5 protein-coding genes and 2 pseudogenes are annotated in these 7,901 nt (G+C 69.4%); 5 read left to right on the top strand and 2 right to left on the bottom strand.

Annotated features, from left to right (window positions below; all coding sequences use genetic code 11):
* Positions 1 to 1,219 (bottom strand): annotated as a pseudogene (locus QMK34_RS46075) (hypothetical protein); the annotation flags it as partial.
* A 550-nt stretch (positions 1,220 to 1,769) separates the two neighbouring features.
* Here QMK34_RS46075 and QMK34_RS46080 point away from each other — a divergent pair.
* On the top strand, positions 1,770 to 2,450 hold the full coding sequence (locus QMK34_RS46080) for a M23 family metallopeptidase (RefSeq protein ID WP_326421276.1): 681 nt from the start codon (positions 1,770 to 1,772) through the stop codon (positions 2,448 to 2,450).
* 981 nt (positions 2,451 to 3,431) lie between these two features.
* Here QMK34_RS46080 and pcrA read toward each other — a convergent pair.
* Positions 3,432 to 5,843, bottom strand: coding sequence for a DNA helicase PcrA (gene pcrA / locus QMK34_RS46085; RefSeq protein WP_326421278.1), 2,412 nt, complete (start codon positions 5,841 to 5,843; stop codon positions 3,432 to 3,434).
* A 121-nt stretch (positions 5,844 to 5,964) separates the two neighbouring features.
* Between pcrA and QMK34_RS46090 the strand changes: the two genes are divergently transcribed.
* From QMK34_RS46090 to QMK34_RS46105, 4 genes and pseudogenes are all read left to right on the top strand, one after another.
* Positions 5,965 to 6,372, top strand: a complete 408-nt coding sequence (locus QMK34_RS46090) for a DUF1707 SHOCT-like domain-containing protein (RefSeq protein WP_326421280.1) — start codon at positions 5,965 to 5,967, stop codon at positions 6,370 to 6,372.
* A gap of 167 nt (positions 6,373 to 6,539) precedes the next feature.
* Positions 6,540 to 6,821 carry a chorismate mutase gene (locus QMK34_RS46095; RefSeq protein ID WP_326421282.1) on the top strand — a complete coding sequence of 94 codons (282 nt, stop codon included), beginning with the start codon at positions 6,540 to 6,542 and terminating at the stop codon, positions 6,819 to 6,821.
* An 82-nt stretch (positions 6,822 to 6,903) separates the two neighbouring features.
* Complete coding sequence (locus QMK34_RS46100) at positions 6,904 to 7,209, top strand: hypothetical protein (protein WP_326421283.1); 306 nt, start codon at positions 6,904 to 6,906, stop codon at positions 7,207 to 7,209.
* Positions 7,210 to 7,560: 351 nt separating this feature from the next.
* Positions 7,561 to 7,901, top strand: a pseudogene (locus QMK34_RS46105) (hypothetical protein); the annotation flags it as partial.

Genomic DNA, 7,901 nt, shown 5'->3' on the forward strand with positions numbered 1-7,901 from the left:
CGGCCACCGCGGGAACCAGCACGAGCAGACCGGCCAAGCCCAGCACGAGCCCAGCAGCCAGCAGCACCCAGCGGGCGGGACTTTCCGGCGGCGGCGCGGTGACGATCCCGGGGTGGAGGCTCAGCTGGGCGGCGAACGCGCCGATCACCGACGCGACGCCGGTGAGCAGCGCGAGCACGCCCGTCGCGAGGCGCCACCAGAACAGCCCCGGCAACCGGGCTTCCCCGGCCAGGTCCCCGCTCTCGGACTCGTCCGCGAGCGGCGATCGCGAGGACGTCCACGGCGAGCAGGCCAGCGCCACCAGCAGCACGGCCACGACCATGGCCAGCACCGGCCCGGCCGTGACGTGCAGGGTGGACAGCGCGAGCCCGGCGGCGAGCTCCGGCACCACGACCGTCAGCACCGCGACGCCCAACCCGGCGAGGCAGCCCTTCGCGACGCCGTCGTCCGGCGAACCCGAACCCAGGGCGGCCGCCAGCGGCAGGGCTCCCGCCAGCAGCAGGAAGCCCAGCAACGTCGTCAGCGGACCATCGAACGCGGCCTTCGCCAGCAGGAAGGTGTCGTCCGACTGCATCGGCGCCATCAGCAAGGCGACGGAAGCGACCAGGGCGAGCAAGGGTGTGAAGGCCCGTGCCCGGCGCGGCGCGGCCGCGAACCCGGCGGACTCGGCCTGCTCACCGGCGGCGCGCGCGGCGAAGAACCCGGCCACCGCGGTCAGCACGTGCCCGGCAGCCAGCAGCCACGCCCCGGCGCCCAGCGACGTCGAGTCCAGCAGACGCGACGGGAGGTACAGCTCAGGCCTGGTCGCCAGCGAGGCGTCGGCGAAAAGCTGCAGGTCCAGCACGAGCCTGCCAGGGGCGAGCGCGGCCAGCCCGAGCAGCAACCCGGCGGCGAGCCCGTGCCGCCCGGTGAAGGCGCAGCCCGCCGCGACCGCCGCCGGGACCAGCGCCAGCACCACCAGCAACGGCCAGCTGAGGTAACCCGCGGGCGCGTCCAGCACGACCGGGACCAGGCCACCGGCCGCCAGCAGGAACGCTCCGGCCACCGAGAAGGCGACCGCGCCGGTCAACGCCGGGGAAGGACGCCCGGCGTCGGTATCGGGCGTCGCCTGCTTCGGGGCCGGCTTGGCCCTTGAGGCTGTCTTGGCGGAAGCGGCCTTCGAAGAAGGCTTGGAGCCCGGCTTTGAGCCCCGGGACGAAGGCCGTGCGCGCGAAGTCATCGGCAGCGACGCTAGCAAGGCGGACACCGGAGTCGGTTCCGCCATCGCGTAAGCCCGCTTCAACACCGTCACGCAAGCGTTTATTTCCGCGCTTGGCCCCCTTTCCGGCGGCTTTCAGGACCGCTGAAGCCACTTTCCCGGCACTTCGGGCACCGTTTTCTGTAAGCCAGATCACATCGGATGGAGTAAACCCCTTCCAACTTTGAGTAATCCCCACAGGTGGAGGCCGGGGCGCTACCGCTCGTTCGGCGGATACCCCGGTCACATCTTGCCGAGAACGGTGCCCCTTCGTTACTGTTCCGAGGTCCCCATTACAGTCAGGTCACGAAGAGAACGCCGAGCAACCACCCCCGAGGTCGCTCACCGGGATCCCCCGCCCGGGTTCTGATCAGACTCCCCGAACACGGAAGGCCCCGCCTTGGCTTCACACCGCTCCCCCGGCGGCCAAGCTCCTTCCCCGGCTCTCGAAGACGCGCTGGACGGTGCGGTCATTCGCGTCCGGGGCTCGCACCGGATCGCTCCGCCTTCCTCGGCCCTCCGTGGTCGTGTCGTGGTCGCAGCCGTCGCCGCAGGCGCTTTCGCCGCCGCGGCCGCAGGCCAGACACTGAAGAGCATCGGCGATTCGGAAGCGCCGGTCACCCCGCTGGCCAGCACCCAGGACGCCAGCGCCTCCTTCAGCTTCGGCAGCGCCGGCTCCGGTGGCGCGCCCGAACTGCTTCCGACCGGCCACGTGGCCGACGCCTCGGCCGAGGTCCAGAAGCTCAACGACAGTGCGGGCGTCACCCAGGCGCGCGAAAAGCGCGAGGCCGACGCGGCGCGCAAGGCGGCGGACGAGGCCAACCGGCCGAAGACCTGCCTTCCCGCGCACGGCACCTTCACCTCGGGCTTCGGCGCCCGGTGGGGCACGAGCCACCTCGGCATGGACATCGCCAACGCGATCGGCACGCCGATCTACTCCGCCTCCGACGGCACCGTGATCGAGGCGGGCCCGGCCAGTGGCTTCGGCCTGTGGGTCCGGGTCCAGCTCTCGGACGGCACCATCCAGGTCTACGGCCACATGAACAGTTTCTCCGTGAAGGAGGGGCAGAAGGTCAAGTGCGGCGAGCAGATCGCCGAGATCGGCAGCCGCGGCCAGAGCACCGGCCCCCACCTGCACTTCGAGGTGTGGCAGAACGGGTCCAAGAAGATCGACCCCCGCCCCTGGCTCGCAGCGCGCGGCATCACCGTCTGACCACTTTTCCACTTCCCCAGCAAACGCAGCCCCAGCAAACGCAGCCCCGGTAGACACAGCTTGGCCCGAACGGCCCGATCCCGAACAGTCTCGTCCCGGAGAATTCAGCCCGGACAGACCGGGACCGGGCCGTTCGGCCGTGGCCAACCCGACCAGGGCGCGCTCGTCGCCACTGCTGTCACGGCCGCCCGCCGGGCAACCGGCGGACAAAGTAGCCCACGGCGACCTGCCACACCGAGCAAAGCTCGGCGGGCTCCCGCCGGGCGAACCACCACCTGACGCGTCCCCGTCCGCACAGCACGCATCGGCCGTCCCCGCCGAGCTCGTGCATGCGCAGTAACGCGCGCCAGGCCGCGGCCAGCCTGAAAACCTCCGGCGGCTCCGAACCCCGATCCGGGACCGCCGTCCCCGTAACACCCCGCAGATAGTCGTGTACCCCGCCCGCAAGAACCCCAAACAAGACGCCGTCCACACCCTGATCCCCCTCGTCCCGCGGGGCACCCCGACTCCAGCCAGCCTACCCCATAAATCGAACCTCTGTTCGATCAGTTATAGCAAAGGGGTCCGACACTTCCCCCAACCAAGACCGCACCACCACCAGTGCCCCTGAAGGCCACCTTCACGGCGTTTTACGCCGTGAAGGTGGCCTTCAGGGGCATTCAAAGCCCTACAGAGACTCCCAAGGACCCAGTCACCGGTCCCTCCAGACCCGCCCCCAACACACACCACAAAAACCCAACCCCCGCGTGCTCCAGGACCACAGCGTCTCCGCGAGCCCTGCGAGTGGAGACTTCACCGCCGCGCGCCCTCTTTCAGGCCCGCCAGGGCCTCCCAACTCGCGACGGCAGGTCGCCCCCCTTCAAGACAAAGCCGCACTTACGCTGGGAGTCAGGGGCGACCTGGCGGCGCGAGTTTGTGAGCGCGCTGGCCAAAAAACACAGGCTCCTAACCACACCTCAGGACCCAACCAAAAAAACAAACCTAAAGCTTGACCATCGGAACACTGCCGATCAGCATCAACCGCACCTTCCCCGAACCACCGAAGTCGATGGTCGCGGTGGCCCGCGGTCCCACACCGTCACAAGAAACGACCGTCCCGAGCCCGTACTTGTCATGGCTCACCCGGTCGCCCACATCAAGCTTGAGCGCGACAGTCTCTTTCCAGCCCTTCCCAAAAGGACTGACACTCCCCGAAGAAGCGCTCCGATTCCCCCAGGTGGTAGCCACCCGAGGCGTCCCAGTAGAAGTCCCGAATCCGCTCCGAGAAGGCTCAAGCCGCCGCCAATCGACCAGCTCAGCGGGCAGTTCGTCCAGGAACCGGGAGGCCGGGTTCATCTGCGGCTGCCCCCAAGCCGACCGCACCAGCGCCCGCGACACGTACAGCCGTTTACGCGCGCGAGTAATCGCCACGTAAGCCAGGCGCCGCTCCTCGGCGAGCTCGGCCGGGTCCCCGAGCGCTCGCTGGTGCGGAAAGATCCCGTCTTCCCAGCCGGTGCAGAACACCACGGGGTACTCGAGGCCCTTGGCCGTGTGCACGGTCATCAAGGTGACGACGCCCGAATCGTGCTCGTCCTCGTCGCCACCGTCGGGGGAAGGAATCGAGTCGGCGTCGGCCACGAGCGATACCCGTTCGAGGAACGCGGGCAGTGAACCGGGCTCCGGCACTCCGGCGTCTGGCGTGACCGGCACCGTGGTCAGCGCCGGAAGCTCCCCGTCGGGCCCGGGGACCTCGATGGTGAGCTCGGTGAACTCCCTCGCCACGGTCACGAGCTCAGTCAGGTTCTCGACGCGTGAAGCGTCCTGCGGGTCGTCGGACTCCTCCAGCTCGGCGCGGTAGCCGGTGCGCTCGAGCACGGCCTCCAGGATGTCCGCGACCTCGGCGCCGCCCTCGACGACCTCGCCGAGGGAGTCCATCAGCGTGACGAATCCGGTGATCGCCTTGGCGGAGCGCGGGTTGAGCAGCGCGACCTCGCCGTTGACCGCCGCGCGCAGCGCCGCCGCGAATGAGATCCGGTCGCGTTCGGCGTGGGCCGCGACCACGGCCTCCGCGCGGTCGCCGATGCCTCGTTTGGGCACGTTGAGGATGCGCCGCAGGCTCACCGTGTCCTCGGGGTTCGCCAGGACGCGCAGGTACGCGAGCATGTCGCGCACTTCGCGGCGCTCGTAGAACCGGACGCCGCCGACGACCTTGTACGGCAGGCCGAGGCGGATGAAGATCTCCTCGAACACCCGCGACTGGTTGTTGGTGCGGTAGAAGACCGCGACGTCGGAGTAGTCGGCTTCGCCCTTGTCCGCCAGCGCGTCGATCTCGCCCGCCACGAACGCGGCTTCGTCGTGCTCGTTGTCGGCGACGTAGCCGACGATCTTCTCGCCGTCGCCCGAGTCGGTCCACAGCCGCTTCGCGCGCCTGTTCGGGTTGCGGGCGATGACCGCGTTCGCCGCGGACAGGATCGTCTGGGTGGAGCGGTAGTTCTGCTCCAGCAGGATCGTGTGCGCGTTCGGGAAGTCGCGCTCGAACTCCTCGATGTTGCGGATCGTCGCGCCGCGGAAGGCGTAGATCGACTGGTCCGCGTCGCCGACGACGACCAGTTCCGCGGGCTCGATCTCGCCGCCCTCGGCCCCCGCGAGCTCACGGACCAGCGTGTACTGCGCGTGGTTCGTGTCCTGGTACTCGTCAACCAGGACGTGCCGGAAGCGCCGCCGATAGTACTCGGCGACGTCAGGGAAGGTCTGCAGCAGCTCGACCGTGCGCATGATCAGGTCGTCGAAGTCCATCGCGTTGGCCTGGTTGAGCCGCCGCTGGTACTCGCCGTAGACCTCGGCGACCCGGCGCTCGAGGTCGTTGCCCGCCCGCGCGGCCGCGGTCTCGGCGTCGACGAGCTCGTTCTTCAGGTTCGAGATGTGGATGGCCAGCGTGCGCGCCTGGTAGCGCTTCGGGTCGATGTCGAGATCCCGCGCCACGAGCGTGATCAGGCGCTTCGTGTCGTCGGAGTCGTAGATCGAGAAGCTCGACGACATCTCCAGCGTCTTCGCCTCGCGCCGCAGGATCCGCACGCACATGGAGTGGAAGGTGGACACCCACATCGAGGTGGACCGGCGGCCGACGAGCTCGCTCACCCTGTCCCGCATCTCGGCGGCGGCCTTGTTGGTGAACGTGATGGCCAGTACCTCGCCGGGATGGACCCCGCGCGCGCCCAGCAGGTACGCGATGCGGCGGGTCAGCACCCGCGTCTTGCCCGAGCCCGCACCGGCGACCACCAGCAGCGGGCGGCCGGTGTGGGTGACGGCGTCGCACTGGGCCGGGTTCAGGTCCGCGAGCAGGTCGGCATGCCGATCCTGGGCGCGGCGCGTGTTCGGCGTGTTGTCCGCGGGGAGATCGAAGAGGGTGTTCATCGCCTGTCCACGCTACCCGGGGGGACCGACAGGCCGGGCGGGCGCTACCGCAGCGGACGTAGCCGGGGATGCCGCCCGTCGTCCGACGCGCGGGAGCGGGGGCGCGCGGAGCATCGAATCCATGGAGAACTCGAATCCCCGCCGCCTCCGGGCCGCGGACGCTGACCGGGAACGGGTCGCTTCGGCCGTGCAGGCCGCAGGCGGCGAAGGCAGGCTCACCCTCGAAGAGGTCGAAGATCGGCTCGGCGCGGTCTACGCCACGAAGTTCACCGACGAGCTGGCGGAGCTCACCTCGGATCTGCCGCGCCAGCGGCCGCCCCGCGAGTTCGCGCCGCTGCGGCACCGGGCGTTCCGCGTGCACCTCGTCGTCGCGGTGGCGTTGTCGGTGCTGCTGATCGTCCGCTGGGTCGCGTCCGGCGTTCCGTTCTTCTGGCCCGCCATGCCGATGTTCTGGCTCGCCGTCAGTCTGGGCTTGCACGCCAGGGTGCGCGGTTTCCGGCGAGGCGGCGCGACGGCTGTGCCATACTGACGGTGTGCGGCACTACGTCGATCGATTTTTTTACGGGACCCGGACTCCGGCTCCCGTGATCGCGTAGTGCCCGACCCGCAATCACCAGAGCAGCCCCGGAGTCCGCGGACCCGGGGCTTTCGTCGTCCTCGGGGCCTACGGGAAGTCCACCGCGAGGAGAGGTCACGATGAACGCGCAGCCGGAAACCGAGCCCGTCCTGCCCGCCGCCGAAGAGATCGGCGAGCTCCGCAAGGAGATCGACTGGCTCGACGGCGAAATACTGCGGCTGGTCAAACGCCGGGTCGAGGTGTCGAAGACGATCGGCGCGGCCCGGATGGCGGCCGGTGGCACCAAGATCGTCTACAACCGTGAGATGGACGTCCTGGCGCGCTACCGCGACCTCGGCCCCGAAGGCCGCCAGCTGGCGATGGCCCTGCTGAACCTCGGGCGCGGGCGCCTCGGCCGCTGAGCCGGACGATTCAGGCAAATCCCTCGCTAATATCAGGGTGTTCCCCGAGCCATGCGGACCTAGTCGAAGGCACACTGGAAACATGATTGATTTCATCGCCGTCGTGATCGCGCTCGTGAGTCTCGTCGCGGCACTGGGCCATGCGGGTTATTTGGCCATGCTGAACAACGCGGCGGGTAAGCGTGCCGGTGGCGCGCCGATCGCGCACTACGTGCGCACCCGGTGGCCGGTAGCCGCCGGTACCACCGGAGCGTCGTTGGTGGCCTGGCTGCTCACGGCCGGGGGACCGGCGTTCGACATTCTGGGAATTCTTCTCGCTGTGGGTAGCGGCGCCGTGGCCGTCAAGGCACTGCAGTCGACCCAGGCCAAGTACCGCAGCGGAGGGTAAACACTCTGAGCAGCGCCGATTGCGCTTGGTAGTCGACGACACGCCCATTCGGACGCACCCGACCGAGTGAAACATCTGCAACTTGCAGAGTTGGCGATGACTTCCGACGCCTGCTGCTTCTACTGTGGGACAGGTGAGGACCCTCGCGTCAGGGTCGGGCTGCGCCCGGCAGACGCGCGCGGGCTACGGCCCAGCGCGCCTACTTCTGCATGCGCGTGCAGATGCGAGGGACTCTACGCGGGATTCCGCTCAGGAGAGTGCCCGTGAGTATTCCCGTGACACCGTTGCTCCGTTTGGCTTAAGCCAGTGCCTACCGGCGTCAGGGCACCACCGCGCTACGGTCGGACCGACATGAGCACCGGGGCGGAACACCAGGAGCACGATCAGGCGGGCAGGCACCGGCTGAGCGGCGGTGGCGAAGCCTGGACACCGCCGGTCCCGCCGCACACGCCGCGCCCGGCCGCCTCGAACGCCCACCGCCACCGCCTCACCGGCCAGCCGATGGACCCGCCGTCGACGGGTTCGCTCCCGCTGGCGCCACCGCGACCGGTCACGCCCCGGCAGCAACAGCCGCTGCCCCCGCTTCCGCAGCCCCGCTCGGCGAACCGGCTCCCGCAGCAGGCGAGCGGCCCCGAGCCCGTTTCGGGCTTCCAGCCCACCCGAGGCAGCCTCTCTGTCCCCCAGTACCTCCC

The organism is Amycolatopsis sp. H20-H5, from assembly GCF_035828755.1.
GTDB lineage: Bacteria > Actinomycetota > Actinomycetes > Mycobacteriales > Pseudonocardiaceae > Amycolatopsis.

Coding starts and splice junctions, on each gene's coding strand:
- QMK34_RS46090 (WP_326421280.1), top strand. CDS start 5,965: ATGGAGAACTCGAATCCCCGCCGCCTCCGGGCCGCGGACGCTGACCGG.
- QMK34_RS46100 (WP_326421283.1), top strand. CDS start 6,904: ATGATTGATTTCATCGCCGTCGTGATCGCGCTCGTGAGTCTCGTCGCG.
- QMK34_RS46095 (WP_326421282.1), top strand. CDS start 6,540: ATGAACGCGCAGCCGGAAACCGAGCCCGTCCTGCCCGCCGCCGAAGAG.
- pcrA (WP_326421278.1), bottom strand. CDS start 5,843: ATGAACACCCTCTTCGATCTCCCCGCGGACAACACGCCGAACACGCGC.